Source organism: Bacterioplanes sp. CLAM21 (genome assembly GCF_059641015.1).
Map to the genome: position 1 here is coordinate 981,578 of NZ_CM184929.1, position 26,593 is coordinate 1,008,170.

Here is a 26,593-nt window from a genome sequence, read left to right on the forward strand (position 1 = left end):
ACTCTGCCCACCGACCAGCTAGCAGTTTTGACAAATAGCCGCTCAATCTTTTGCTCGCGGCGCCGATACATGAAAAAGAGTTGCGGCATTTCAGGAGACAGCAGATGAAATGGGTATGGTTAGTGGCGCCACTGGCGCTATCGGGTTGTTCAAACTTACTGATGGACGATCGCCCGCAACAATCGGGAGATTTTTTCCAGCCAGTGGAGCAGCAAGTTGATCCAGTAGCACCTATGACATTACGAGTGGTGGGCTATGGAGCAATAGATCACAGTAACAAGCTCAGCTCTGTGCAGCGCCGCCTGATGGGTATTCGTGCTTCCAAAATTGATGCGTTTCGTGCCATGGCTGAGCGGGTGTACGGGATGCAGCTGTCAGGCTCAACGACGGTGCGAGATATGGTGGTACAAAACGATCGCTTCCGTACCTATGTCGATGCGTATATGCACGGTGCACGGGTGATATCCAGTGACATCCTTCCGGACAATAGCGTTGAAACAGTATTGGAAATGACCGTCGATCAGGGCTTTAGAAACTGTCTACAAACCACAGATCAACAGCGTTTTCATGTTGATTGTCGGGTGCCTTTGGGTAACAGCAATGACCACTATGCCGCAACGCAACGGCAGCGCGTAATGGATGAAAGTAGCAGCCCTGATGGTGGCTTCTACTTTATCGAATAGGAGAGGAGCCATGTTTTACAAGGCTTTAACATTATCGTTATTTTTCTGTTGGGTGGGGAATGTCTCAGCACTGACGGTTGAAGTGGTAGGGCGAGCCGAAATCAGCGCATCCATTGCCAATAGTCGTAGCCAAGCGCTGGAAGATGCGATGCGGCGTGCCAGTTTACGTGCTGGAGCTCAAGTCAGCAGTACTCAACTTATGAGCAAGGGAATCGTCGAGCAGGATGACGTGCGCGTATCCAGTCGTTCTCGCCTGAGCAATGTCGATGTTCTATGGGAAGATCAGCGTGATGGTTTATACGAAGTGGCGATTCGAGCTGACGTGTCTCCACAAGCCATGTGTCCGGCCAGCACCCAGCGCTACCGCAAAGCCATTGCAATAGCGGGTTTTGGCCTGGCTACCCCCACAGAAGCTGCCCTGGGAGACCTTTTTAATGTTGAGCAAGCCTTGCCGCGAGTTCTGGTAAATAGCTTAAACGATCGTGGAGCTATCCACGCTTACGACGCAACTCGCATTAGCCTGTATCAAAATCCTCGCCGTGCGCCGTCAACGGAAACGGCGCAGCAACGCCTGACAACATCGGTTGCTTTAGCGACTCAGTTAGGAGCGCAATATGTTGTTTCTGGTGTGGTTCGCAGCCTTGCGATGGAAGGTGAAGCGGGTGATGAAGAACATCAGGGCCCTGGTTGGCTGGATTTAATGGGTTGGACTAGTGACAACCGCCAACGTCAATTTGTGATAGATGTATTTGTGCACGATGGTTTGAGTGGCGCTATGTTATTTCAGCGCAGCTATGCCACAAAAGGACAGTGGACAACAGCCCGAACCGACCGCCCTGGTTTTGCCTCACCTAAATTCTGGCGTATACCTTACGGGCAAGAGGTGCGTAGCTTACTGACAGGTGTGGTTGATGACATTGATGAAGTGCTTCGCTGCCAGCCCTTTATGGCTCGTATTGTTAAAGCACGTGGACATAGGCTGCACATCGAAGCCAGTGCCGGCGCGGGTATACGCCCGGGAGATACCTTTAAAGTGTATCGGACTGGTACCTTTTATAATTTAGACCTTGAACCGCGTACTGAGCTAACCGATATGGCAACAGAAGTGGTCATTAAACAGGTTCAGCCCCAGTTTGTGGTGGCTGAAATGAAGCTTACGGCGGAACATTTGGCGATTCAGCGAGATGATATGGTGATTGCTTGGTGAGCCAATGGATTTTGATAACGCAAGAGACAGAAAAGCAGCGCAGCTTAGCTGCGCTTATATGTCGTCAACGCTCATCGCAGGGCAGCTAAAGCGCTTAATCATACGATCACCTTGATAGCTTTCTAGGTGAATATCAAAGCCCCATAAAAAGTGCAGGTGCTTAAGCACTTCATGAACGTCAGCAGAGAGTGGTCGGTTGTCTGTCATGGTGTGTTTTAGTGTCATGGAGCGGTCTCCCTGAACATCAACAGACACTACCTGAATGTTAGGCTCGCGCACTGATAAATCATACTGGCTGGCTAGCATCTCTCGTACGGTTTTATAGCCGATATCATTATGAATGGCTTCAACCTTGTAGTGAGATTTTTCATCGTCATCGTACAAACTGAATAAATGAAAGTCTCGAATAATTTGGGGTGACAAAAACTGTTGAATGAAGCTTTCGTCCTTAAAATTCCGCATAGCAAAGTGCACTGTTTCCAACCAGTCACTGCCCGCAATATCAGGGAACCACTCCTTATCTTCATCGGTTGGGTTCTGGCAAATTCGTTGGATGTCTCTGAACATGTTGAAGCCCAGAGCATAAGGGTTGATACCGCTGAAGTAGGGTGAATCAAAGTCTGGTTGGAAGACGACATTGGTATGGGAGGTCAAAAACTCCATAATGAAGCCATCAGTCACTTTGCCTTGATCATAGAGATAGTTGAGCAAGGTGTAGTGCCAGAACGTCGCCCAGCCTTCGTTCATGACCTGGGTCTGTCTTTGTGGATAAAAATACTGAGAAATTTTTCTGACAATACGAATCAATTCGCGTTGCCAGGGTTCAAGCAAGGGAGCATTTTTCTCCATAAAGTACAGTAGATTTTCTTGCGGTTCTGATGGAAACTTGCGCCGTTTTTCAGGCGCGTCATCTTTGCTCTTTTGCGGCAGAGTTCTCCACAAGTCATTAACTTGTTGCTGTAGGATACTTTCTCGTTCCTGCTGACGGGATTTTTCTTCTGCCGCGGATATCGGCGTCGGTCGACGGTAGCGATCGACTCCGTAATTTTGCAATGCGTGGCAGGCATCTAGGATGCGTTCAACTTCTTCTTGGCCATGGCGTTCTTCGCATTTACGCACATACTGTTTGGCAAATAACAGGTAGTCTATGATGGAGCTAGCGTCGGTCCAGGTTCGAAACAGGTAGTTGCCTTTGAAGAAGGAATTGTGACCGTAGCAGGCATGGGCAATCACTAATGCTTGCATAGTCAGTGTGTTTTCTTCCATGAGATAGGCGATACAGGGGTTGGAGTTGATCACAATCTCATATGCCAGGCCCATCTGGCCTCGTTTGTACCCCTTTTGCGTGGCCAGAAACTGTTTGCCATAAGACCAGTGGTTATAACCAATGGGCATGCCCACGGATGAATAAGCATCCATCATTTGCTCGGCGCTTATCACTTCGATTTGGTTAGGGTAGGTGTCCAACTTAAAGTGCTCAGCAGCCTTAGCAATTTCCGCGTCGTACTGTTCCAATAAGTCGAATGTCCAGTCAGATTCAGTGGAGATATATTGGCTCATACTCCGCTCCTTTAACTTGCCTGCTGGTATTCTTTGCGGGCAAACAGCTCGCGGAATACAGGATAAATGTCTCCAGCATCCTTAATCTGTGCCATAGCAAACTGCTGTCCAAATTGATTCATAATTCCCTGGTAGGACTCCCAAAGCGCTTGATGGTGATTTGGCGTGATTTCGATATAAGCAAAGTACTGAACTTCTGGTAGTAGCTGATCGCGAAGTATCTGTGCACACAGAGGGGAGTCGTCATCCCAGTTATCACCATCTGATGCTTGGGCTGCATATATGTTCCATTCGCTGCTGCTGTAACGATCTGCGACGATCTTTTGCATGAGCTTTAATGCGCTGGATACGATGGTTCCGCCTGTTTCACGTGAATAAAAAAACTCGTTCTCGTCTACCTCTTTGGCGCTGGTATGGTGGCGGATAAATACCAACTCAATATGATCGTAATTTTTTTCAAGAAATAGGTAGAGTAATATATAGAAACGCTTAGCGATGTCTTTAACATCTTGAGTCATAGATCCAGAGACGTCCATCAAGCAAAACATCACAGCTTTACTGCTGGGAACCGGAACCTTAACCTGGTTGCGATAACGAAGATCTAAATCATCGATAAATGGTAACGCTTTTAGTCGTCGTTTTAGATCGGAGATTTCTTCATCCAGTAATGATATGCGTTCAGAATCTTTTGGATTTTCCTCAAGCAAGCTAGCTCTTTCTTCCTCAAGTTGTTTCAGTTTACGACGCTTACCTGCGCCCATGCCGATACGCCTGGCGTGAGCGTTTCTTAACGAACGTACAATGGCTAGATTGTTGGGTGTGCCTTCAGACACAAAGCCAGCGCGCATGGATTTAAATTCTTTAGATTGACTCAGGGTCTTTTTCACCATGTTAGGCAGTTCAAGGTCATCAAATAGGTAGTTTAGAAACTCCTCTTTGGTGATAAAGAAGGTGAAGTCGTCTTCTCCTTCTCCTTGGTTGCTGGCTTGACCACTGCCGCTACCAGATCCACCACCTTGGCTGGGTTTCTCCAGCTCGTCACCGGTATTGAATTCTTTATTGCCAGGAAATACACGGTGTTGCTTGCCGCCCTGGCCATGGGTAATCATAGGTTCATTGATACTGCGGGTTGGAATGCTGATATCTTCGCCGCGCTCCATATCTGTGATGGAACGTTTGTTGACGGCATCAGCCACTGCACCTTTGATATGGTCGCGGTAGCGTTTCAGAAATCGCTGACGGTTGACCATGCTTTTATTTTTGCCATTCAGGCGACGATCAATGATGTAGGACATCGGCTCCCCCTTAAGGCATAGCCAAACGGGCTATGCCTGAGCCTGGCAGTGAATCAGCCAGACACTATTGCGATTTACGAACCCGCAGATACCACTCTGATAACAAGCGTACCTGTTTCTCCGTGTAGCCCCGCTCTGTCATGCGGGCGACAAAATCATCGTGTTTTTTCTGATCGTCAGTAGAAGATTTGGCTGAGAATGAAATAACGGGTAGCAAGTCTTCAGTATTAGAGAACATTTTCTTCTCTATAACTGAGCGCATTTTTTCGTACGACTGCCAGGATGGATTGTGTCCGTTGTTATTGGCTCTGGCGCGTAGGACAAAGTTCACAATTTCATTACGGAAGTCTTTCGGGTTGCTGATTCCGGCCGATTTTTCGATCTTTTCTAGCTCTTCATTAATCGCAGTGCGATTAAGCATCTCGCCAGTTTCTGGATCGCGGTACTCTTGGTCTTGAATCCAGAAGTCGGCATAGGTTACGTAGCGATCAAAGATGTTTTGGCCATATTCGGCATAAGATTCGAGATAAGCTGTTTGAATCTCTTTGCCTATGAAGTTGACGTATTCGGTTGCTAGATACTCTTTTATGAAATTCAGGTAGCGGTTATGTGTTTCTTCAGGGAACTGCTCTTGCTCTATTGCTTGCTCCAACACATACAAAAGGTGCACAGGGTTGGCAGCAACTTCCGAAGAATCAAAATTGAATACTCTTGACAGAATTTTAAACGCAAAGCGTGTTGATATTCCGTTCATTCCTTCGTCAACCCCGGCGCTATCACGATACTCCTGAATGGATTTTGCTTTGGGGTCAGTATCTTTTAAGTTCTCGCCGTTATAAATCCTCATTTTTGAATAAATGCTGGAGTTTTCTGGTACTTTTAGTCGAGATAAAACGGTAAACTTCGCCAGCATGCTAAGAGTATCCGGAGCGCAGTGGGCTTCCGCCAGTGAGCTGTTTGTGAGTAGTTTTTCGTAAATCTTAACTTCTTCATCTACACGTACGCAGTACGGCACTTTGACGATATAAACGCGGTCTAAAAAGGCTTCGTTGTTTTTGTTGTTTTTAAAGGTTTGCCATTCAGATTCGTTCGAGTGGGCGAGGATAATTCCTTCAAACGGCATGGCTCCCATGCCCTCTGTGCCGTTGTAATTGCCTTCCTGAGTTGCCGTCAGAAGCGGGTGAAGAACCTTGATGGGGGCCTTAAACATTTCGACAAATTCCATCAAGCCCTGATTGGCGCGGCACAATGCACCTGAGTAGGCGTAGGCATCTGGATCATCCTGGGCGTAGTCTTCCAGCTTGCGAATATCCACCTTGCCCACCAATGACGAGATATCCTGGTTGTTCTCATCACCTGGTTCTGTTTTGGCAACACCAATCTGATCTAGAATCGATGGATAGAGTTTGACCACTTCGAATTTACTGACGTCACCACCAAACTCATGCAGGCGTTTTACTGCCCAGGGTGACATCACTCTGCCAAGGTAGCGTTTTTGAATACCGTAGTCTTCTTCTAAAATCTGACCGTCTTCCACTGGGTCAAAAAGCCCAAGTGGAGATTCAAAAACCGGAGATCCTTTGATGGCATAAAAAGGAATTTTTTCCATCAGCTGTTTTAGCCGCTCGGCCAGAGATGATTTACCGCCACCCACTGGGCCAAGTAAATAAAGGATTTGTTTGCGCTCTTCCAGGCCTTGGGCAGCATGGCGGAAATATGACACGATATTTTCTACTGCTTCTTCCATGCCATAAAATTCATTGAACGCGGGATAACGTTTAATGACCTTATTCATGAAGATGCGACTGAGTCGTATGTCTTTTGACGTGTCTACCACTTCGGGCTCGCCAATGGCAGCTAACATGCGTTCAGCTGCGGTGGCATAGACCGAAGGGTCTTGTTTACACAGTTCGAGATATTGTTGGAGAGACATCACCTCTTCCTGTGTGGCTTGGTATCTCTCCTGATAGCGATTGAATACGCTCATGGTCCACCTCTCTCGATGACGATGTAGTCACGTTTTACATAACGGCTCGTTAAAAATTCGAGTGCTGTTATTCAGTATGGTTCAGTTTTTGGGTTAACGACCAGTTTATTTATGAATAAATTGACCTTTATTCGGGCAACAAACGTTCAGTGTTAACATTGAGCCTGTTAAAGAAAACGATGCATTGTTTGTGCCTTAAGGAACTCAGGCTAATAAAAAACCGGCGTAAAAAGCCGGTTCTTTATAGTGTACAAATCATCGAGGAAAGGTTCGTTCAGAGACAATTCGTCTTCGCTGGGGAGGCGGGTCTTTGCTGGTTCAGTCTTGTGGTTTGGTCGAGCTGGTATCACATAACTCCGGATAAACCAGCTTCCAGTGTTCATAGCCACCATCCAGGCTGAACACCTGATTAAAGCCCTGGCTAGCAAGAAACTGGGCAGCTCCTTGGCTGGAGTTGCCATGGTAGCAGCATACGATCAAAGTGCGACTTTTGTCTGCCGTCGCCATAAACTCGCCCAGAGTGTCGTTATTAAGTGGTGTAGCTCCACGAATATGCCCAACGGAGAAGCTCATGGCATCGCGAGTGTCTACCACGGTAGCGGTTTGTTGTTCGATCAGCGGCTGGGCGCTAGCGGCATCGATGTGCTGAAACTGGCTCATAACTTTGTTCTCCAATTAAGACTCAGCATTAACCCGGAACCAGCGTTGGTCGTCCAGGCGTAAGGCAGACAGTTGGCCACCCCAAACGCAGCCAGTATCCAGTGCAATAATGTCATCAACGCCAGTATGTCCCTCTAGCGCTGCCCAGTGGCCAAACAGCAAGCGTGTGGGTTGGCTTTTGCGTTGATAGCTAAACCAAGGAGCACATCCCTCGGGTGCCTTGCCGGCAGATTCTTTGCTGCGTAGCTCCAAACGGCCGCTTTGGTCGACAAAGCGCATACGAGTCAGGTAATTGACAATGGCACGCAGGCGCTCCTGTCCTGTTAGATGATCATTCCACAGGTTTGGCTGATTGCCATACATGGCAGCAAAAAAGTCGCCTGCTTTATCACTGCGCAGGCACTGTTCTACTTCGCTGGCAAGGCTTTGCGCTTGTTCCACCGACCACTGTGGAGGCAAGCCGGCGTGGGTCATGCACCAGTGGTGGGCATAGTGCAGCAGCGGACGATGCCGCAACCAGTCCAATAACTCATCGCTATCGCTAGCGCTCAGTACGTCGTCAAGGGTGTCTTTATTTTTCGGCGCTTGCTGGCCATAGCGAATAGCCAGCAAGTGTAGGTCGTGATTGCCTAATACGGCGATGGCTTGAGACCCTAGCTGGCGTATAAAGCGTAATACCGACAGTGAATCTGGCCCACGGTTAACTAGATCGCCCGCTAGCCATAGCTGGTCTGATGCGGGGTCGAAGCGAATACGCTCGAGCAGACGCTGCAGAGCATCATAACAACCTTGAATGTCGCCTACTGCATAAATGGCCATAACAGTCTCAGTTCAGCGCGTGCGGCATAGCCAGGGTAAATACCGGAATGGTGGCATGAAACAGCTGGCCATCGTCTGATTCCATCACATAGTAGCCGCGCATACTACCGACTTCTGTGCTGAGCACGGCGCCTGAAGAGTAGTGATAGGTTTCACCAGGCTCGATGGTTGGTTGCTCTCCGACCACACCTTCGCCACTGACTTCCTGCACATCGGCATTGCCATTGGCAATAAACCAATGGCGACTGCGCAAAGTCGCAGCTTGCTGGCCGTGATTGGTAATGGCGATATGGTAGGCAAAGACGTAGCGCTGCTCTTCCAGTTCCGATTGGTCGGCCAGGAATTCGCTATCCACGGCTACTTCGATGCTGTCTTCGTTACTCATCATCGGCTCCACGGGCACTGATGGCATCGGCGATACGCACATACTCGGGCAAGGTGATGCGCTCTGGGCGCAGTGATGGGTCGATGCCCAGCGCGATGAGCTGATCGGCATCAATCAGGTTTTTTAGAGTATTACGCAACGTCTTGCGGCGCATACTAAAAGCACTGCGTACCACCTGCTCCAACATTTTAACGTCCTGAGCTGGATAGGGTAACTCGGTATGCGGCACCAGCCTTACAATGGCCGAGTCGACCTTGGGCGGAGGATTAAAGGAACCTGGGCCGACAATAAACAGTGGCTCAACTCGGCAGTAGTACTGTGCCATGATGCCCAAGCGGCCATAGTCTGACGTGCCAGGCCCCGCTGCTAGTCGATCAACCACCTCTTTTTGCAGCATAAAGTGCATGTCCTGCACGGTATTGTGGTGGCTCAACAAGTGGAAGATCAGCGGAGTTGAAATGTTGTAGGGCAAGTTACCGACAATGCGTAGCGGCTGTTGCTCGGCAATTTGGTTGAAGTCGAACTTGAGTGCATCGCCTTCATGAATGCGAAAGTCTGGATAGTTAAAAAACTTGGTGCGCAGAATGGGTATCAGGTCGCGGTCCAATTCGACCACATCCAAGCGACCGGCTGCCTCCAGTAGTGGCTCGGTAATGGCACCAATACCTGGCCCAATTTCTACCAGGCGGTCTTCCGGCACAGGGTGAATTGCGCGCACTATCTTGTCGATCACATATTGATCGTGCAGAAAGTTTTGCCCGAAGCGTTTACGGGCTTTGTGGCCATGGGCCTTAGGAACGTGTTTTGACATGGGTTATTGAGCCATTTGTGCGGCGACGTCGATTGCTGTTGCCAGGCTGCCGGCATCGGCTTGACCTGTGGCGGCCAGATCCAAAGCGGTACCGTGATCAACTGAGGTGCGTACAAAAGGCAGCCCCAGAGTAATGTTGGCAGCACGGCCAAAGCCATGAAACTTCAGTACCGGTAAGCCTTGATCGTGATACATGGCCAGCGTTGCGTCGGCGGTTTGCAATTGTTTTGGAGTATAGAGGGTGTCGGCTGGCAGCGGCCCAATCAGTTGCATGCCTTGCTCGCGCAGGCGCTGCAATGTCGGACCAATAATCTGCAGTTCTTCATGGCCTAAATGGCCGTTTTCACCCGCATGAGGGTTGAGGCCAGCGACCAGGATTCGGGGGGCTGGCAATTTAAAAAAACGCTGTAAGTCTTGATACAGGATACGGATGACCCGCTCAAGGCGCTCTGCTGTGATGGCGTCAGCGACCTGACGCAGCGGCAAGTGGGTGGTGACTAACGCCACCCTCAAATCGTTGGTAGCCAGCATCATGACCACTTCATCGACACCACTAATATCTCGAAAGAACTCGGTGTGGCCACTGAACGCTTGGCCGGCGTCGTTGATAATGCCTTTATGCACCGGTGCAGTAACAATGCCATGCCAGCGACCTTGCAAGCAGCCTTGTGCTGCGATTTGCAACATATCCAACACGTGCTGGGCATTGGCAGGATTGAGCTGGCCTGGTTGTACCTCCGCTTGGGTGGGTACATCGACCAGAGTCAGCTGCCCGGCTTGCATTTGCACCGGAATATCTGGCTCATAGCGCTGGATTTGCAACGACAGGCCGAGTTGCTGAGCGCGGTCAAGCAAGGTGCGGCGACAGCCAATCGCCAGCCAAGGTTGAGTCTTTGGCTGCTGTGCCAGTTGCAGGATCAAGTCCGGGCCTATACCGGCAGGCTCGCCGCAGGTGAGCGCAAGGCATGAACTCACGGCTTTGCCTTGATATCAACATAGGCCTCGGAGCGAATCTTACGTAGCCAGATGGGCAGTTCTTCTTCAAAGCGGCGACCATACAGCATTTGCCTTACCTGTTGGCGCTGCAGCTTTTCACCAACGTCGGTATCGCGGCGTTCCTGCACTTGGAGAATATGCCAACCAAATTGGCTGCGAAATGGCGCGCTGATCTCACCGATGGGCATATCGAGCATGGTCTGATTGAACTCAGGCACCATATCGCCTGGGCTTACCCAGCCAAGATCACCGCCACTGGCGCCACTGCCCGGGTCATCGCTGAATTCTTTTGCGAGGGCCGCGAAGTCTTCACCATCTTTGGCGCGTTGATAAAGGCTGTTGATCAATTCTTCGGCCTCATGTGAATCACGTAGTTCATTGGTGGTGATCAATATATGGCGAGTGTTGCTTTGATTGATAATGCGGGTGCTGCCACCACGTTTGTCGGTCAGTGTCACTAAGTGAAAGCCGCTACTGGAGCGAACCGGTATAGACACATCTCCAATGTTCAACTTAGGAACAACATCAGCAAATATGCTCGGCAGCTGTGCCTCTTTGCGCCAACCCAGCTCGCCGCCATTGAGGGCGTTACGACCGGCTGACTCGGCAATAGCGAGCTGGCGGAAGTCCGCGCCATTGATTACTTGCTCACGTAGCGCTTCAGCTTTCGCTTCGGCGGCTTGAATATCGCTGGCAGAAGCGGCTTCTGGAACGGCAATCAATATGTGGCTCAGCTGATATTCTGCCGCTGAGGTCATTTTGCCCAGTTCCGATGCCAGAAAGTAGTCGATGTCTTGCTCTGAAATCTGTACCCGTTCTCCGACTTGAAAGCGTTGCACTCGGCTGATGCGCATTTCGTCACGAATTTGCTCACGAGCAGCGTTAAAAGGAGTACCTTCGGCTTCCATGGCCTGGCGGAACTGCTGCAGGCTCATACCATTTTGTGCAGCGATGCGCTGCAAGGCATCATTGAGTTGAGCATCGCTGATGCGGATGCCAGCACGATCGGCCATTTGTAGCTGGATGCTTTCCACCACCATGCGCTCTAGCACTTGTTTGCGTAACACATTGTCCGGTGGCAATTGGGCACCAGCATTTTGCTGCTTTAACAGTGACAGCCGCTGTTGCAGCTCGCTGTTCATAATGATGCCTTCGTCGACCACAGCAATTACGTGATCCAGAGGCTGTGGCTTGGCGACACTGATACTGGTTAACAGGGTCAGGCCTAGAGCAAAAAAATAACGCTTAATAGTCATGGTATTGTCGTCTTGAGTATCCGAATATGCTGTCACTTAACAAGTCGTCGGTGCCGCTGCCAAAGGAACCGAGTCCTTTGAGCTGCAGGTTCAACATGAAGCTGTATTTTTTATCGGTGCTGAAACCATCACTGAAGTCATCGCTGCTGGGTGAGCTTTCACGATACAGCAGCTGTGCACGCCAACAACAGTTTTGGTATTCAAAGCCGGCAATGGATTCCAGTACCGGGTTTAGAGGGCGTAATTCGTCGTCGTCATAGTCTTTCAAATCTCTAAGCAGTCGGCCAACCAGGGCCCAGCGGTCGTTGATTGACCAGAACACGCCAACGTCCAATTGGCGGTTGTTGGTCTGAATGCGGTCATTGTCTGAGTCAAAACGGCGGTCTGTGTTCCAGGCCACATTGATTAAACGATTGCTGTCAGGACGAAAGCGTATGCCCAGCCGCTGTTGACGGAAGAAATCCTGATACGGGTCCCACTCCAAGGTATTGTAGATTCGCAGCGCATCCGTTGGCATCCACTGCCATTCTGCCAGAGTACTGGAGGTATCGCTGTCTTCAGCCATATCCCCTGTCAGCTGAATACGTCGGTCCTGTTGATAAAAAATCCGCCCGATACTGCCTCGTAGGCGTTCTTCTCCTCGCTCATTGAGCCAACGGCTGGTCACACCAACACTAACTTGGTCGAGATCCGCCAGACGATCATCGCCGGTAAAACGGTCGCCGCTAAACAAGCTGGCATAGGATACTGTGGTGGCTGCAGTATCAAAGTTGGGTACTGCTTGCTGGTCTTTACGGTAAGGACTTTTGACCCACAGCAAACGCGGCTCCAACGTTTGTAGTTGCTGTTTGCCAAACCATTCAAAGGGTCGTTCAAAAAATAAGCTGGCATCCAGAGAGTAACGCGGTACGGCATAGCTTAGGTGTCGATCTGGCGCTTGTGCCGAATCAAGCCACTGCTGCTCTGGGCCACTGAAGCGATAGTGGCGGTAACGCCACTCAGCCTTTGGTTCGATGCTGGCATAGGACCAATATAAGGGATAGCTAACGGCGGTATCAGCAGCCCAGCGATGGGCATTAAGAGCATCCGCGCCTGTTAATGTTTGCAGTGAGCCGGCAATACTGGCGTCGTCATCGCGAGTGAATTGGCTGTACTGCAAGCGCTGTTGCCATTGCCAATCGTTAAAACGAACCGGCTGATAGCTCAGCTCCAGTTGCGGTAGCCGCCGATAGGGCCTGTTTTCGAGTAAAATGCTGTCGTCCAGCGTTTGAAAGCTTTCCGCTATCGCACTAAAGGTCAGATCTTGTTGTTGATAGCTAACTTGTCCACGACGTGGCAAATGGGTAGTGCGGTCAATGGCACCACCTGGGTTCATGTCTTTGAGGTAATCACCGTCGCTGACATTGTTGTAGACCCAGCTGTGGCTCCACCCCTGCCCAAAAGCGCCAGACTGACGATAATTAATGCCCCAGCGTTCATCATCGTCGGTGGCATCCTGATTTAAATACCCGTAGTTCAGCTCACCATCACCCAGCAGTTCGGTTTTATGGCGCAGCTGGCTTTCCCACAGCAATCCTCTGTCGAGAATGTGATGAGGCGTCATGGTGGCATCGACGTTGTCAGCCAAGTTGAGGTAAAAAGGCAGTCGGATCTCTTCTGCCTGCAGTTCTTGATTGAGGCTGAGCTGCGGATTCAAAAAACCCGTCATACGCCGATCGTCGATCGGAAAACGGTAATAAGGAAGGTATACCACGGGCACACCGCCCAAATTCAGCCGAGTATGCCAAGCACTGCCCATACCCGACTGTTGATCGAGGGTCATGCTGCTGGCTCGGATCTCCCAGTCATTGCTGCCTGGCTCGCAGTAGGTAAAACTGGCTTGCTGTAGCTGCAATTTGCCATCAGCCTGAAGGCGAATATGGTTTGCACTGCCGCGTAAATGCTGGTCGGTCAGAGCATAGCGGGCGCCAAACAAATCGGTATGGCGTGTGCCCTTGTCCTGACTTAGCGTCGCTTGTTCACCGGCCAGCACCAGGTTAGTGCTGTCGAACTGCACGTTACCACGGAATTCTCCCTCGCCTTGATCACGAAACCAGTCGGCTTCATCGGCGCGCAATCTTTGGCCCTGTCGAGCAAATTCGACGTTACCACGAAAATACACGCCACCGGATGCATCGGAACTGGAGCTGTTGGCTTCCAGCTCAATTTGCTCACCGGCGATAGACGGCAACTCTGGTGGCAAGTACATGCCACTGCAAAAAGATGGCAGACTGGCTTGCTGCTCTTCACTGAGTAGCGCTCGAGGGTACCAGGATAGCTCTGTGGCATTCTCGTTAGGCTGTGCACCAACACTGACATTGCTTAAGCCAATGCACAGTACTAAAGAACCTTTGACAGCATTAAAATTCATGGCGGAGGAAGGGCCGATCCTGTGTCTGATGAATGTCGACGATGTGTGCTACATTAGCGCGCTGATAAGTCGTCGTCTGACACAACGCGGCGCCAATTCTAGAACGACTGAACCTGAGAGGCCAGCATGGATACGCGACAACTTGCCGTCGCTGCATGGGCTGCCGATGCTTTACGGCAGCATTCGTCAGTAAATGTAGTGGCTGAACTGGAAGTAGTGGCCGGTGATGCCAGTTTTCGTAGTTATTATCGCCTGCGCTATCGCCAGTTAAGTTGGATCGTGGTTGATTCACCACCACACCAAGAAGATTGTCGTCCCTTTATACAGTTGGCAGAGCAGTGGCATCGCCAGGGCGTGCGAGTGCCACAGGTGCTGGCAGCCGACGTCGAACAGGGTTTTATGCTGCTGGAAGACTTGGGCGATACCTGGTTATGGCACGTGCTGCAGTCATCATCACAAAACCAGGATGAGGTGAGTGGCTGGTATCGCCAGGTGATACGGCAACTATTGCAAATTCAACAGTTGTCTACGGTTGGCTTACCTGTCTATGACCAGTCTTTATTGCAGCGTGAAATGGCCTTGTTTCGCGATTGGTTGTGCCAGCGCCATCTGGGGATGCAGTTGTCTGAGGCTGAGCAACAGATGCTGCAATCGACGTTTGACTTGTTGGCTGAGAAGGCCTTGTCCCAGCCGACAGTGACTGTTCATCGCGATTATCATTCGCGCAACTTAATGGTGTTGGAGGATGATCAGCTCGGAGTACTTGATTTTCAGGATGCCGTGGCCGGTCCGCCAACCTATGATCTGGTGTCCTTGTTGCGAGATTGCTACGTCAATTGGCCTGAGAGCTGGATCGAAGAACTTGCCGGTGAATACTGGGAGGCCGCTCGCCCTCTGGGTATTTACCTGGGGGAATGGTCGCAATTTCGCCAAGATTTCGACTGGATGGGACTGCAGCGCCACCTGAAGGCCGCTGGTATTTTTGCTCGATTGTCGTTGCGCGATGGCAAACATAACTATCTGGGTGACATCCCCAATACCTGTCGTTATTTGCTCAACGTTAGCCAACGATATCCACAACTTGCAGAGTTTCACCACTGGCTAGCCGAGCGGCTGATGCCTGCGTTGCTGCCTGAGGTTGAGGAAAGCGCGTGAAAGCCATGATTCTGGCGGCTGGACGAGGCCAGCGCATGGGCAGTCTGACCAATGACTTGCCTAAACCCTTGCTGCCTGTTGCTGGTAAGCCATTAATTGAATACCACTTAGTTGCGCTGGCGTCCCTCGGTATAACCGAAGTGGTTATTAACGTCAGCTATCTAGGCCATTTAATCGAAGCTCAGTTAGGAGACGGTCGACGTTTTGGCGTCACTATTCGGTATTCTCATGAGCAGCAGGCATTGGAGACCGCCGGTGGCATAAAACACGCGTTGCCATGGTTAGGTGAGCAGCCGTTTTTGGTGGTCAATGGCGATGTATTTTTGCCTCAAGGGCTGCCGCCGTTGGTCACTCTTAAGGCCAATGACTTGGCCCATTTGTGGCTAACGGATAACCCAGATCACAACCCTGCGGGGGATTTTTCGCTCCAGCATGGGCGGGTAACGCTATCGTCACCCAAGCTCACCTACACGGGCATTAGCCTATTGCACCCTCGCTTGTTTGAGCATCTCGACCATGGAGCACAGCCACTGGCGCCTTTGTTGCGCCAGGCAATAGCAGAATCTAAGGTGAGCGGCGAATACTGGCCAAATGCTTGGCTGGATGTCGGCACCCCCGAGCGCCTGCAACAAGCGGGTAGAATGACGTCATGATCTGGGCCGGTAAACTGACCATGACGGCCGTCGGGCTACTGAGTGGCGGGCCTACTGGCGCCATCGTTGGACTGATTGCAGGTCATTTGATTGACCGTGCCATCCAGCATGCCTTGCATGGCCGAACGCTTGAACATCAGGGCTCTGGACTGTCACGCGTGGCGATCCAAGCGGTGTTCTTTCAAGCGACATTTCGCACCATGGGGCGGTTGGCGAAAGTAGACGGTCGCGTCAGTGAACTTGAAATTGCTGCAGCTACCCACGTGATGGATCAAATGCATTTGCGAGGTGATCAGCGTCAGCAAGCTATTGAGTGTTTTAACCAAGGCAAGCAGTCTGATTACGATCTGAGCGATGATTTGCAACGATTGAAGCAAGCGTTATCGCAGCACGGTACTTTGGCGCAGATGTTTCTCGAAATTCAGCTGAGTGTGGCGTATGCCGATGGGCAGCTGTCGGTGGCGGAGCGGCGACTGTTTGAACGATTGTGCCGGGCGCTCGATATCAGTGCTTTCCAGTTTGAATGGATTCATACTCGGGTCAAAGCGGCGCGACAGGCAGGAAAACAACAGTCTGCGCGCAGCCAACAACAGTCTTTGGCTGCGGCCTACGATATTCTGGGGGTTAAAGACAGTGTCACAGATGCCGAGTTGAAACAGGCGTATCGGCGTTTGATGAGTCAGCATCATCCAGACAAACTGCACGCCAAGGGCTTGCCCGATGAAATGATTCGTTTGGCCAAAGAAAAAACCCAGCAGATTCAGCATGCTTACGATCAGGTTCGAAAGGCTAGGCGCTAGGGCTGCTCGGGTTATCCAGTGCGAGCAGCGAATCATTCAGCGGATTCCTAGTCGAAACTCACCTTGCCGCGCATTTTTTTGGTGTGCCCTTGCTTTACTTTTTTATCGACTCGTCGTTGTTGGGACGCACGGGTTGGCCGCGTGGCAATGCGTTTCTTTTTCACCACGGTGGCACTGCGCAACAACGCCTGTAAACGCAGTAAAGCGTCTTCGCGGTTTTGTTCCTGGGTGCGGTATTGCTGGGCCTTAATAACAACAATGCCGTCACTGGTAATGCGTTGGTCGCTTAATTGCAGCAACTGCTCTTTGTAGTGATCGGGCAAAGAGGATGCTTGTATATCAAAGCGCAGATGAATGGCACTCGATACTTTATTAACATTCTGTCCGCCGGCGCCTTGAGCGCGGATAGCATGCAATTCGATTTCTCGCCAAGGTATTTGTACCGTGCGCGAGATAAATAATGGATCAGTGATGACGGCAGGCATTACACCACAACTCTGGTTAACGAAAAGGCCATGGCCCAAAAATGGCAAAATGCACCGGCGATAACAAACAGGTGCCATATTTCATGAAAACCAAACCACTTGGGCCAAGGGTTGGGCCATCGAAGCGCATAAATTAACGCTCCCACAGTGTAACAAATGCCGCCGTATAGCATCCACTGCAGCGTATCAGTCGGGATGCGCTCCAAGGCCGGGTAGATGAATACCACCGACCAGCCCATCAAAACGTACAGCAAGGTAGATAACCAGCGGGGAGCATTGATCCAAAACAGTTTCAGCAGAACACCGGCCAATGCCACCAGCCAGATAAACGCCAATAACCCCCATCCCAGCGGTCCGTTGAGTGGTATCAGGCAAATAGGGGTATAGGAGCCCGCAATCATTAAAAAGATGGCCATATGATCGAGGCGTTTTAGCCAAGCAATCATATGCTCGCTGCCGTGTAACAGGTGGTAAATAGTACTGCTGGTGAACATGATCAGCATGCAAGCACCGAAGATAGCAAATGACACTGTGTGCCAGATGCCGCCGTGCAACGTTGCTTGAACCGACATAATGCACAGAGCAACCACGGCAAAGATGGCGCCGGCAAGATGTGTCAGGCCGCTAATCGGTTCGCGAAATATTCTGTGCATAGTGGTTACAAAAAGACTTAAAGTGCCGCTACGATACGACTTTTGCAATGGGATACAAGGGGATAATGTGCATAGCTGGTGGCTGTATTTGCTTCGCACAGCGCGAGGCGATCTGTATTGTGGCATTACTACGGATGTTAACAGGCGCTTCCATGAGCATTGCTCAGGTGGTCCGCGTGCGGCTAAAGCGGTGCGTGGGCGTGGGCCACTCAGATTAGAGTTTCAGCAAGCCGTGGGGGGGCGATCACAAGCCTTAAGGCTGGAATATCGGTTGAAACGTTTGCCCAAAAAGGACAAAGAAGCCTTGATTTGCGGCGCTGTACAGCTCACTGAATTGTTACCATTAGAAATATAAAAAGCCCGGATTCGACCGGGCTTTGGGTGAAAAGGTGAATGTAAATTTTAATTTCTACATATGAGCGGCAAGGATTGATTCTAGGTCAATTTTCTTTAGGCCATCATTAAATATTTTGGCTAACTCAGCCCCTTCCGCTGTTTTCTTGAAGCAAATGAAAATGTCTTTGTCATCTAATAGCTTGCTATTAAAGTTAGCTTTGTCTTCTTTGCCTTTTAGTGCATTGTCATTAGCAAACAAATATTTCATTACGTTTTTATCAATTACAGCCATGTCTAGCCGGCCATTGATAACCTTCATCAAATTGTTTTTGTCACTGATGACGGGTTGCACCTTCAGTGACCCGTCAGCGACCATGGCGTCAAATTTGGCTTCGTTAACGTAGTCTTGTACGACTCCAATGGAATACTGTTTCAGATCCTCATGACTGCTCCAAGGGATCGGCTTGCTGGCCTGCTCAACAAAACCGACGGGACTTTTGCCCATCGGGTCAGAATACGTGAACTCTTCTGCGACACCATCGGAATAATATTCGGGAAAGTAGCCTGCATACTTGCTGTTGCCATCTTTAGCTAAGGAAACCGCCCGGCTCCAAGGAAATATCTCCACTTCCAGTTTGTAACCCATGGCTTCAAAGGCAGCCTTGGCTACGGCAATCGAGGCGCCTTGGTTTTTTAGGCTTTTGCCTGAATAGGGTGGCCAATCGAGAGAGGTTAAATACACTGTTTTTTCAGCCCAGGCCAGGCTGGTGCATAACGTCAATGTTAGCAATAGTGCAATGCGCTTTAACATAGCGGCTCCTTAGCGGATTAAGCGAGTTAGGATGTTTTAAATCGCTGCATTTTTTCCTGCAGCTCAAGGGCATGTTCCATGGTACCTGAGCTGACCCCGGCGGTTTGATTGGCCAGCTGCTCGGTACTGTCAGCGTTGTGAGAAATATTGACGATGTTTTGGTTGAGCTCAGTGATTACGCTGCTCTGCTCAGATGCGGCCTGGGAGATTTGCGAATTCATGGTATTGATTTCATCCATGTTGACAGCAACTTCACTGATTGCTTCGCCGGCACGGGTGATTTTCTGTACGCTGGTTTGTGCGTTTTCGGTACCTTTTTGAATCGCTACACCAGCCTCTTCGGTGGATTTTTGCAGCCGTTCGATCATTTGGTTAATTTCTTCGGTCGACTGCTGGGTACGTTGTGCCAGAGTACGAACCTCGTCAGCAACCACAGCAAAGCCACGGCCTTGCTCGCCTGCACGGGCAGCTTCAATAGCAGCATTTAAAGCCAGCAGGTTGGTCTGCTCGGCAATGCCTTGAATGACATCACTGACGGCACCGATGTTTTCACCTTCTTTGACCAGATTTTGTATCACTTCGGATATTTGTCCGATCTCTGTCGACAAAGCATTAATACTGTCGACAGCGGTATTTACAATGGTATGGCTATGTTGCGCATTTTGGTTGGCATTAACAGCCGCTTCCGCTGCCTGGCGCGCGTTTTGCGCCACCATGTCAGTACTACTGGACAGCTCGGTACTGGCGGATACAACTAAGTCGATTTCGGAACGCTGACTTTGCAGCTCACCGCGAATATCTTCAACGTAGCCCTGGCTTTCCTGCGATTTTGATGCCATGGCAGCGCCGGTTTCACCAATATCGCGAATAAGATCAGCTAACTTGGCGACAAATACATTGAATTCACTGGCGACTTTGGCCAGCTCAATGGCACCCTTGTCGTCCAACCGTTTGGTTAAATCGCCATCGCCTTCGGCGATATCGTGAATGGCTTCGCGAATTTTGTTCAAAGGTGAAATCACTGAACCTTTAATAATCAAAGTAATGAGAATAGAAGCGATGACGGCCAGTAATAGAACGCGGAAGATCTCAATTTGTAGCGCTGAGTTCAAAGCAGCGGTAACGCGCTCTTTATTGATAGCGATAACTAACTTACCGACTTCGCTTTCGTCACCGTCAGCGGCGTAGGTTAGTGGCTCAGATAGCTCAAGTGCATCTTTTTTACCGCTGGCTTGGCTTTCGATAATTTCGTTGTCGGCGTTTTTAGCACGGGTGGCAAAGATGTCTTCATTGACCACGACGGTAATGCGGTTAACAAAATCCGCGGCTAATTCGGCTTCGATGTTTTTAACCACGGTATCCTGATCGAAATTCCAGATCGGTAGAGGCAAACTACCTTGCAGTCGCTTCACCACATTTTGTGCATCCGCTTGCACCTCGGCTAACAACCGTTTTTCAGTATTGGAGTAGTTAAAGGCGCCTAACAGCACCAGAATCACGGTGATACCGGCGACAATCTGCAGGATTGTCTTCAGCAACAAGCTGTTTAAAGACATGGCGGTTCACTTCTTTCACAGGTTTATCTGCAAGGTTAGTCGAGCAACGTGGTGGCCGAAGTTTTCTGCTAAGGCAAATTTCTTATAAGTAACAGATTTTTTATCCTGGTTTAGTTATTACGTCTTTGCTGTCTTCGGATCCGTTGTTACTCATGCTGAGGTATGAAGTGGATCTATGACCTTTGCCAATCAATATGGTACAAATGTGCAAAATAATAATGACAATGCCGGTATCTCACTATGTTCTGTTATCGATCCTTGTTTGCCACCGTGGTGGCGCTGTTGGGCACCTTGCATCTGATGGGCTGTGCTGCCAGTCAGGAAATTTATATTGATCAACCCAAGGCTGCGGCAGTCGTTGATGGCCACGGAGCCAGTGCAGCCGCCGTCAGTATCGACATCACTCCGCCGCCAGGAATGCCAATGGGTGGCTATTCGGTGATGGCCAATCGTGGACAAGGTTTTCGCACCCGTCTCAAAGCCCGGGTGCTGTACTTAAACGATGGCCGTGGTCAATCAATGGCGCTGGTGCAAACCGACTTGGCCGCAGGTTCGCTGTTAGTTCATCACCAGGTGTCGCAGCGAGTGGCTGCGCTAACGGGTTTGCAACCAAAAGATATCGTGATCACCGGCTCTCACAGTCATTCGGCACCGGTTAACTTTTTTCACAATGATTTCTACAACAAGCATATGTCGAGCGGCCAGTGGCTGGAGCCCGACTTTCTTGAGTTTGTGACCGGGCGCATCAGCGACGGTATCGTCCAGGCGCATCAGCAGCAGCGTGCGGCACGGGTAGCGACCGGAGTGCGTCAGGTGTTTGGTATCAATCGCAATCGCGCCTTGCAGGCGTATGCACTGAACAGCACGGTCGGTGATATTGATACCACGGACCCGATGGCCAAATTTCAGGCGGTTAACCCCAACCTTTATATGGTACGCATCGATGTTGCCGATGAGTCTGGCCGTTATTTGCCGTTAGCAGCGTTTTCCAGTTTTTCCGTGCATGCTACCAGTGTGTCAGTGCCGGTTGAGGTGTATAACGCCGATTTGTTTGCCTATGCGCAAAAAGATTTAGAATGGCGCATGGCTGAACGCTATCAGACGCCCTGGCCTGTGGTACACGCCATGACCACAGGCACCCAAGGTGATATGGCGCCTGCGGTTCCTGATCGTGGTGACAATACCTTTGGCCATCACCAGCTGAACTGGCACGATGCGCGTGGGCTTGGGCAGCGACTGGGGCAGCAAGCGATTTTGCTGTTTGAGCAACTCGGTCAGGAACTGCAAGATGAGCTGCAGTTGGCCAGTACGGCGCGGGAAATCGATATCCGCCAGCATAACCGCATTGCTGATATTGAGTTGTGTCAGGATGCTGCGGTTGGCAACCCAGTGGCGGCGGGGGCTTATGAACGCCGCACGCCCTGGTTGGCGGCCTTGCCGTTTCTTAAAGGGGGCACTGCGTGGTCTCATCGTTGGTGGTTTAATACCGAGGGCTGTCAGGGCAATAAGCGACACCTGGGCTTTTCTTTTATTCAGCCTCTGTTTGAACCGAAAGACAGCTTTCCGCATATCGTGATGTTTCAGCTGCTACGTATCAACGACACCGCCATTTTGCCGTTACCCTTTGAGGTAACAACAGAAGCCGGTCGGCGCATCAGTGCAGCGGTGCTGGCCGAGTGGCAAAACGCAGAGCAGCCCATTCGTCATGCCTGGGTTACCAGTACCAGTAATGGCTATTTTGGTTACGCCACCACCCCAGAAGAGTATCGCTTTCAAAACTACGAGGGTGGACACACGCTCTATGGCCGTCAAACAACCCCCTACCTCAGCGCACAGCTAGGTCTTTTGGCCAGGGACATGCGCCAGCAAGGTCCATCTCAGCAGCTGCTGCCTGATTGGCGTTATCAGTTACATACCAACCAGTTCCTGCCAGTGTCTCAACCTGCGCAGGGACAACGGCAATGGCTGCAACAAGGACGCACTGTCATCGCCAAGCAGCCAAGTGAAGAAGACTATATGGCGTGGGAATGGCTCGATGTCGGAGCCAGTAAAATCCGTTTCCACCAACCCTTGGTGCAGGTTGAGGTTGAACATGACGGTCAATGGCAGCCGTTAACGCATCATGGCCGTCCTATTTCAGACGATGGCTATGACCTTGAGGTTCGCTGGCTGGAGGATGACGACGACGGCATGGCGCGTTATCAGGTGCGTTGGTACAACCCAGTGGCGGGTGGCAACTATCGCTTAACCATTGCCTCGCGAGAGAAGTTGCCGGCACTGGTGTCAGCGCCCTTTCGGGTGTCGTTGTGAACGGGGCCCCCGTCACATCGGGGGCTTTTTTTTGCAATCCTGTCACATGACGGCGTTACACTCGCCCGCTTGGTTGAGTAGAATGGCCGTCGATTTAGGGATACGGATACGCAGGTCATCATGTTACAAGCATTCTGGGCCGCTCGTGGGTATTGGATACTCGGGTTGTTCACATTTTTGATCGTTGCTGTGGTGCAAACGCCGCTGCATTTTGTTTGGCCGTACGTTAGGGACCAACTCGGTCCTTTGCCGCTGCAAGTTAACAGTGTGACAGGCACCCTTTGGCACGGCCAGGCACAGCTGAGTGACCGCATGCTGGGCCGCATCGATGGCCAGTGGCAGCTGAAACCGCTGGCACTACTGACGGGTACCTTGGCGTCAGAGCTAGAGGTGAAGGTGGGTTCTGCACGTATAGAAGGCCAGGTGGCATTAGATCATCAGCAGGTTCTACAGCTTGAGCAGGTCAGTGCTTATGTGGATGCCGATATGCTGGGCCCATTGCTGCGTCGTGGCCAGGCGTCTTTGGCAGGGCATTTCGAAGTTAGTCAGTTAAATGCGCAATTTGATATGACTGAGCGAAAGTTATCAGACGCATCGGGCCGCTTGGTATTTAGTGGCGGAGATGTCTCTTTCCCGGTGGATGGCAAGCCAGTGAAGGCTACCTTGCCGATGCTGATTGGCAACATTGCCACAGAAAACAGCAACACTGTGCTGGCGCTAACCACCACGGATAACGAGATTCTGGGTCAGTTATATCTGCAGCCAGATGGCTGGGGTGGTAGTCGAATTCGCCGACGCTTCCTGGATGTGCTGGGCCAGCAGTGGCCGGCTAAAGCCGAAGCCGATACGGTAATTTTTGAAGTGTCTGAAAAGATTCTATAACCTTGAGCGCCTTTCACTATCGCCGCCGGCGTATGAGTAGCAGTAACGGAAGTTCTACATGATGCAATCCACAGCAGCAGTCACCACGGACGGCAATGCTCAGGCTCCTTGGCAGCGCTGGCTACTGCGACTGGGCAAACTGACCTGTACCCTAGTGATCGCGGTGCAGCTGGCAGACCTCGTCTGGCTAGTTATCGCACCGACACCCGTGGTATTACCGCCGCCCGCACAGGGCAGTGCCGATGCTAGCAGTAGCCAGCAAGTTGCGGGCACTGCTAGCTATCACCTGTTCGGTGAGCCCGGTGCAGAACCTGTAACGCCGGTGCAGCAAACAGTCGATGCCCCAGATACCAAGCTCAGGCTGGAATTACTGGGAGTCACTGTCGCCAGTCAGGATCAGGGCTCAGGTGCCATTATCGCGCCACAAAATGGCGAAGGTGAGTTCTATCGCCTTGGTGATCGCATCCAAGGCCGTACCAAGTTAGCCGGTGTGCAGACCGATAAAGTGATTCTTGATACCAACGGCAAGCTTGAAACATTGAAGTTTGAAGAACAAAACCGTCGTGGCGTATCGGCTCGTGCCGTGGCCAGACCGGAGCCATCACCAATATCACTGCGCGAACGCTTCCGCGACGTTCGCTCGCCGTCTGATTTTCTCGAAATGACTACCGACGCTGCAGCTCAAGACCCGCAAGCGGCGATCCGTCAATTGGGGCTGCTCAGCAACGGTCCGGGTCAGGGCTATCAGGTCCAGTCTGGCTCTATGCTGAGCGCACTGAATTTGCGCCCGGGAGATATCGTGTTATCGGTTAACGGCCAGCGTCTGGGCGACGCAAGTGCCGATCAGATGATCCTGCAGCAAGTGCGGGATTCAGGACAAGCGCGCATTGAAGTGCAGCGCGGAAATCAACGCTTCGTGGTCAATCACAGTCTGAATTAAAGGAACACAGTGTGTTAAAGCAATGGTTAATAGCAGGGGTGCTGGCACTGATGGTGGCCACCGCCCAGGCGCAGGATAACTGGCAAATCAATCTGAAAGAGGCGGATATCAGTGCCTTTATCAGTCAGGTAGCCGACATTACTGGCAAAAGTTTTGTGGTTGATCCGCGTGTTAAAGGCAAAGTGAACGTGCTCAGTAGTGAGCCGATGGACCAGGCTGCAGTCTATGAACTGTTTTTGTCAGTCCTGCAAGTGCATGGTTTTGCCGCAGTACCGGCCGGTGACGTGACGCTGGTGGTGCAGCAAAACGAGATCAAACAGCAAGGTCGTGACATGACCGACGCGACGCCTGCTGAAAGTCAGGAAATGCTGACCAAAGTCATTACCATCAAAAACACACCGGCATTAGATCTGGTACCTATTTTGCGCCCTTTGGTGGCCAAGTATGGTCACCTGGCTGGAGTGAAGTCGGCTAATTCATTAATTATCTCGGATCACGCCACTAACATTCGCCGCATTGAGCAGATAATTCAGCGCTTAGATAAATCTGGCAGTGAAGAGCTGGAAGTCATCCAGCTAAAAGAAGCCTGGGTTGGCAACGTCGTGACCATGTTGCAAAGCTTGGACCCATCCAAGGTGAGTCAGGGCAATAACAACAGTCAGGACAATACTGCAGGCAGTATCCGTGTGGTGGCTGACGAGCGTAGTAATCGCTTGATTATCAAAGGCGAAAAAAGTGCCCGCGAGCGCATTCGCAAACTAATCGAAGAGCTGGATCAGCCATCGTATTTTTCTGGCAGCGCCAAGGTATTGCGCTTGCAGTATGCCGATGCCAAAAAGCTGGCAGAGCTGTTGAAAGGCCTGTTGGCGGATGCGCCAGCCGGTGAGGGTGAAAATCAAGCCAAAGGCAAAGCCGGTATTCATGCCGATGAAGAACTGAATGCCTTGGTGGTGCGTGCTGAGCCTTCGTTGATGAAAGAAATCGAAGAGTTGGTTACCTCGTTGGATGTGCGTCGTGCCCAGGTACTGATTGAATCCGCCATTGTTGAAGTGACGGGCGATGTCAAAGATGCGCTAGGAGTGCAGTGGGCGACGGGTAACTTGGATGCGCCGGTCGCGGGTACTAACTTCGACAATGCCGGGCCATCGATTAGCAGCATTGCTACCGCCATTGCCGGCAATAATCCGGCCAGTGCCGTGGCCAATGGTTTGAACCTGGGTGGTTTTAGTGAAATCAACGGTGAGTTTGATTTTGGTGTCATCATTCAGGCGTTGGAAAGTGAGACCAATACCAACCTGCTGTCGACGCCGAGCATTATGACCCTCGATAACCAGGAAGCGGAAATCATCGTCGGTCAGAACGTGCCCTTCCGTACGGGCTCAACCACAGGCAGTGATAACGCCAACCCATATACCACCATCACTCGTGAAGACGTGGGTATCACCCTAAAGGTGAAGCCGCACATTCATGAAGGTGATGATGTGCGTCTGGAAGTGGAAGTCACTCAGGAGTCGGTATCGTCCACCAGTGTTGAAGGCAGTGCCGATTTGATCACTAACAAACGTTCGATCAAAACCATGATATTGTCGGAAAACGAAGAGACCATCGTCTTGGGTGGTTTGATTCGTGATGACGTACGTGAGCTGGAAAGCAAGGTACCGCTGCTAGGCGACATTCCGATTTTGGGTTGGCTGTTCCGCTCCACTAAGGTTGAGCATGTAAAAAGCAACCTGATGGTGTTCCTGCGCCCGACTATCGTGCTGTCTCAAGGTAAAAGTGCCGAGCTGACCAGTAAGAAGTTCGAAGGCATTTGGGAATTTACTCTGTCTGATCAACTGGGTCAGGACAGCGTGAATGAGCAAATGGAAAGCCTGTTCAAAGGCTATCCGCTGCAACGTTAAAGCGACTGGCGTCTCTGCTTGCAGAGGCGCCAATATGATCTT

24 protein-coding genes are annotated in these 26,593 nt (G+C 50.9%); 10 read left to right on the plus strand and 14 right to left on the minus strand.

All coding sequences use genetic code 11. The annotated features are described in order from the left end of the window. Positions 1-104 precede the first annotated feature (104 nt). Both AC55FS_RS04635 and AC55FS_RS04640 read left to right on the plus strand, forming a co-directional pair. Positions 105-683 carry an LPP20 family lipoprotein gene (locus AC55FS_RS04635; RefSeq protein ID WP_496934902.1) on the plus strand — a complete coding sequence of 193 codons (579 nt, stop codon included), beginning with the start codon at positions 105-107 and terminating at the stop codon, positions 681-683. A gap of 10 nt (positions 684-693) precedes the next feature. After that, on the plus strand, positions 694-1,890 hold the full coding sequence (locus AC55FS_RS04640; protein ID WP_496934903.1) for a flagellar assembly protein FlgT: 1,197 nt from the start codon (positions 694-696) through the stop codon (positions 1,888-1,890). A 54-nt stretch (positions 1,891-1,944) separates the two neighbouring features. Here AC55FS_RS04640 and AC55FS_RS04645 read toward each other — a convergent pair whose 3' ends face one another. From AC55FS_RS04645 to AC55FS_RS04690, 10 genes are all read right to left on the minus strand, one after another. Next, the gene (locus tag AC55FS_RS04645; RefSeq protein ID WP_496934904.1) at positions 1,945-3,450 is read right to left on the minus strand and encodes a SpoVR family protein; all 1,506 of its coding nucleotides are present in this window, start codon (positions 3,448-3,450) and stop codon (positions 1,945-1,947) included. Between the two features lie 11 nt (positions 3,451-3,461). Continuing rightward, positions 3,462-4,745, minus strand: a complete 1,284-nt coding sequence (locus AC55FS_RS04650; protein ID WP_496934905.1) for a YeaH/YhbH family protein — start codon at positions 4,743-4,745, stop codon at positions 3,462-3,464. 64 nt (positions 4,746-4,809) lie between these two features. Further along, entirely contained in the window at positions 4,810-6,732 is a 1,923-nt protein-coding gene (locus AC55FS_RS04655) for a PrkA family serine protein kinase (RefSeq protein ID WP_496934906.1), read from the minus strand. Between the two features lie 318 nt (positions 6,733-7,050). Beyond that, a complete protein-coding gene (glpE, locus tag AC55FS_RS04660; protein WP_496934907.1) occupies positions 7,051-7,392 on the minus strand; it encodes a thiosulfate sulfurtransferase GlpE in 342 nt (113 codons plus the stop codon). Between the two features lie 15 nt (positions 7,393-7,407). Continuing rightward, on the minus strand, positions 7,408-8,211 hold the full coding sequence (locus tag AC55FS_RS04665; RefSeq protein WP_496934908.1) for a symmetrical bis(5'-nucleosyl)-tetraphosphatase: 804 nt from the start codon (positions 8,209-8,211) through the stop codon (positions 7,408-7,410). Between the two features lie 7 nt (positions 8,212-8,218). After that, entirely contained in the window at positions 8,219-8,596 is a 378-nt protein-coding gene (gene apaG / locus AC55FS_RS04670) for a Co2+/Mg2+ efflux facilitator ApaG/CorD (protein WP_496934909.1), read from the minus strand. After that, a complete protein-coding gene (gene rsmA / locus AC55FS_RS04675) occupies positions 8,589-9,407 on the minus strand; it encodes a 16S rRNA (adenine(1518)-N(6)/adenine(1519)-N(6))-dimethyltransferase RsmA (protein WP_496934910.1) in 819 nt (272 codons plus the stop codon). The genes apaG and rsmA overlap by 8 nt, the downstream gene beginning before the upstream one ends. A 3-nt stretch (positions 9,408-9,410) precedes the next feature. Then, positions 9,411-10,382: a 4-hydroxythreonine-4-phosphate dehydrogenase PdxA gene (gene pdxA / locus AC55FS_RS04680; protein ID WP_496934911.1), complete on the minus strand. Its 972-nt coding sequence runs from the start codon at positions 10,380-10,382 to the stop codon at positions 9,411-9,413. Beyond that, positions 10,379-11,659, minus strand: coding sequence for a peptidylprolyl isomerase (locus tag AC55FS_RS04685; protein WP_496934912.1), 1,281 nt, complete (start codon positions 11,657-11,659; stop codon positions 10,379-10,381). The genes pdxA and AC55FS_RS04685 overlap by 4 nt, the downstream gene beginning before the upstream one ends. After that, positions 11,649-14,069, minus strand: a complete 2,421-nt coding sequence (locus AC55FS_RS04690) for an LPS-assembly protein LptD (protein ID WP_496934913.1) — start codon at positions 14,067-14,069, stop codon at positions 11,649-11,651. The genes AC55FS_RS04685 and AC55FS_RS04690 overlap by 11 nt, the downstream gene beginning before the upstream one ends. Positions 14,070-14,195: 126 nt before the next feature. Between AC55FS_RS04690 and AC55FS_RS04695 the strand changes: the two genes are divergently transcribed. From AC55FS_RS04695 to djlA, 3 genes are read left to right on the plus strand one after another with little or no spacing between them, the layout of a single operon-like run. Beyond that, entirely contained in the window at positions 14,196-15,224 is a 1,029-nt protein-coding gene (locus tag AC55FS_RS04695) for an aminoglycoside phosphotransferase family protein (RefSeq protein ID WP_496934914.1), read from the plus strand. A gap of 5 nt (positions 15,225-15,229) precedes the next feature. After that, positions 15,230-15,877: an N-acetylmuramate alpha-1-phosphate uridylyltransferase MurU gene (murU, locus tag AC55FS_RS04700; protein ID WP_496935940.1), complete on the plus strand. Its 648-nt coding sequence runs from the start codon at positions 15,230-15,232 to the stop codon at positions 15,875-15,877. Then, positions 15,874-16,677: a co-chaperone DjlA gene (gene djlA, locus AC55FS_RS04705; RefSeq protein ID WP_496934915.1), complete on the plus strand. Its 804-nt coding sequence runs from the start codon at positions 15,874-15,876 to the stop codon at positions 16,675-16,677. The genes murU and djlA overlap by 4 nt, the downstream gene beginning before the upstream one ends. Before the next feature lie 47 nt (positions 16,678-16,724). Here the strand turns inward: djlA and arfB are convergent, their stop codons facing one another. Further along, positions 16,725-17,162: an alternative ribosome rescue aminoacyl-tRNA hydrolase ArfB gene (gene arfB, locus AC55FS_RS04710; protein WP_496934916.1), complete on the minus strand. Its 438-nt coding sequence runs from the start codon at positions 17,160-17,162 to the stop codon at positions 16,725-16,727. Beyond that, positions 17,162-17,815 carry a PAQR family membrane homeostasis protein TrhA gene (gene trhA, locus AC55FS_RS04715; RefSeq protein WP_496934917.1) on the minus strand — a complete coding sequence of 218 codons (654 nt, stop codon included), beginning with the start codon at positions 17,813-17,815 and terminating at the stop codon, positions 17,162-17,164. The genes arfB and trhA overlap by 1 nt, the downstream gene beginning before the upstream one ends. Positions 17,816-17,882: 67 nt before the next feature. Between trhA and AC55FS_RS04720 the strand changes: the two genes are divergently transcribed. Further along, positions 17,883-18,170 (plus strand): GIY-YIG nuclease family protein, encoded by a 288-nt coding sequence (locus AC55FS_RS04720; protein WP_496934918.1) that lies wholly within the window; start codon positions 17,883-17,885, stop codon positions 18,168-18,170. Positions 18,171-18,224: 54 nt separating this feature from the next. Here AC55FS_RS04720 and AC55FS_RS04725 read toward each other — a convergent pair whose 3' ends face one another. Then, positions 18,225-18,962 carry a substrate-binding periplasmic protein gene (locus AC55FS_RS04725; RefSeq protein ID WP_496934919.1) on the minus strand — a complete coding sequence of 246 codons (738 nt, stop codon included), beginning with the start codon at positions 18,960-18,962 and terminating at the stop codon, positions 18,225-18,227. 26 nt (positions 18,963-18,988) lie between these two features. Further along, entirely contained in the window at positions 18,989-20,518 is a 1,530-nt protein-coding gene (locus AC55FS_RS04730) for a methyl-accepting chemotaxis protein (RefSeq protein WP_496934920.1), read from the minus strand. 240 nt (positions 20,519-20,758) lie between these two features. On the opposite strand from AC55FS_RS04730, the gene AC55FS_RS04735 reads away from it, so the two are divergent. The 4 genes from AC55FS_RS04735 to gspD all read left to right on the plus strand — a co-directional run bounded on the left by AC55FS_RS04735 (position 20,759) and on the right by gspD (position 26,551). Next, positions 20,759-22,828 (plus strand): neutral/alkaline non-lysosomal ceramidase N-terminal domain-containing protein, encoded by a 2,070-nt coding sequence (locus tag AC55FS_RS04735; protein ID WP_496934921.1) that lies wholly within the window; start codon positions 20,759-20,761, stop codon positions 22,826-22,828. Positions 22,829-22,948: 120 nt separating this feature from the next. Continuing rightward, a complete protein-coding gene (gspN, locus tag AC55FS_RS04740; RefSeq protein WP_496934922.1) occupies positions 22,949-23,710 on the plus strand; it encodes a type II secretion system protein N in 762 nt (253 codons plus the stop codon). Between the two features lie 58 nt (positions 23,711-23,768). Beyond that, positions 23,769-24,650, plus strand: coding sequence for a type II secretion system protein N (locus tag AC55FS_RS04745; RefSeq protein ID WP_496934923.1), 882 nt, complete (start codon positions 23,769-23,771; stop codon positions 24,648-24,650). A gap of 11 nt (positions 24,651-24,661) precedes the next feature. Next, positions 24,662-26,551, plus strand: coding sequence for a type II secretion system secretin GspD (gspD, locus tag AC55FS_RS04750; protein ID WP_496934924.1), 1,890 nt, complete (start codon positions 24,662-24,664; stop codon positions 26,549-26,551). The last annotated feature ends 42 nt before the right edge of the window (positions 26,552-26,593 follow it).

What these genes read in the sequence shown, in the direction of transcription:
- AC55FS_RS04640 (WP_496934903.1), top strand. Translation starts at nt 694, where the DNA reads ATGTTTTACAAGGCTTTAACATTATCGTTATTTTTCTGTTGGGTGGGG.
- djlA (WP_496934915.1), top strand. Translation starts at nt 15,874, where the DNA reads ATGATCTGGGCCGGTAAACTGACCATGACGGCCGTCGGGCTACTGAGT.
- rsmA (WP_496934910.1), bottom strand. Translation starts at nt 9,407, where the DNA reads ATGTCAAAACACGTTCCTAAGGCCCATGGCCACAAAGCCCGTAAACGC.
- AC55FS_RS04690 (WP_496934913.1), bottom strand. Translation starts at nt 14,069, where the DNA reads ATGAATTTTAATGCTGTCAAAGGTTCTTTAGTACTGTGCATTGGCTTA.
- gspN (WP_496934922.1), top strand. Translation starts at nt 22,949, where the DNA reads ATGTTACAAGCATTCTGGGCCGCTCGTGGGTATTGGATACTCGGGTTG.
- AC55FS_RS04665 (WP_496934908.1), bottom strand. Translation starts at nt 8,211, where the DNA reads ATGGCCATTTATGCAGTAGGCGACATTCAAGGTTGTTATGATGCTCTG.
- murU (WP_496935940.1), top strand. Translation starts at nt 15,230, where the DNA reads ATGATTCTGGCGGCTGGACGAGGCCAGCGCATGGGCAGTCTGACCAAT.
- AC55FS_RS04735 (WP_496934921.1), top strand. Translation starts at nt 20,759, where the DNA reads ATGTTCTGTTATCGATCCTTGTTTGCCACCGTGGTGGCGCTGTTGGGC.
- AC55FS_RS04685 (WP_496934912.1), bottom strand. Translation starts at nt 11,659, where the DNA reads ATGACTATTAAGCGTTATTTTTTTGCTCTAGGCCTGACCCTGTTAACC.
- AC55FS_RS04695 (WP_496934914.1), top strand. Translation starts at nt 14,196, where the DNA reads ATGGATACGCGACAACTTGCCGTCGCTGCATGGGCTGCCGATGCTTTA.
- AC55FS_RS04745 (WP_496934923.1), top strand. Translation starts at nt 23,769, where the DNA reads ATGATGCAATCCACAGCAGCAGTCACCACGGACGGCAATGCTCAGGCT.
- arfB (WP_496934916.1), bottom strand. Translation starts at nt 17,162, where the DNA reads ATGCCTGCCGTCATCACTGATCCATTATTTATCTCGCGCACGGTACAA.
- AC55FS_RS04650 (WP_496934905.1), bottom strand. Translation starts at nt 4,745, where the DNA reads ATGTCCTACATCATTGATCGTCGCCTGAATGGCAAAAATAAAAGCATG.
- AC55FS_RS04645 (WP_496934904.1), bottom strand. Translation starts at nt 3,450, where the DNA reads ATGAGCCAATATATCTCCACTGAATCTGACTGGACATTCGACTTATTG.
- AC55FS_RS04725 (WP_496934919.1), bottom strand. Translation starts at nt 18,962, where the DNA reads ATGTTAAAGCGCATTGCACTATTGCTAACATTGACGTTATGCACCAGC.
- AC55FS_RS04635 (WP_496934902.1), top strand. Translation starts at nt 105, where the DNA reads ATGAAATGGGTATGGTTAGTGGCGCCACTGGCGCTATCGGGTTGTTCA.
- apaG (WP_496934909.1), bottom strand. Translation starts at nt 8,596, where the DNA reads ATGAGTAACGAAGACAGCATCGAAGTAGCCGTGGATAGCGAATTCCTG.
- AC55FS_RS04655 (WP_496934906.1), bottom strand. Translation starts at nt 6,732, where the DNA reads ATGAGCGTATTCAATCGCTATCAGGAGAGATACCAAGCCACACAGGAA.
- AC55FS_RS04730 (WP_496934920.1), bottom strand. Translation starts at nt 20,518, where the DNA reads ATGTCTTTAAACAGCTTGTTGCTGAAGACAATCCTGCAGATTGTCGCC.
- trhA (WP_496934917.1), bottom strand. Translation starts at nt 17,815, where the DNA reads ATGCACAGAATATTTCGCGAACCGATTAGCGGCCTGACACATCTTGCC.
- glpE (WP_496934907.1), bottom strand. Translation starts at nt 7,392, where the DNA reads ATGAGCCAGTTTCAGCACATCGATGCCGCTAGCGCCCAGCCGCTGATC.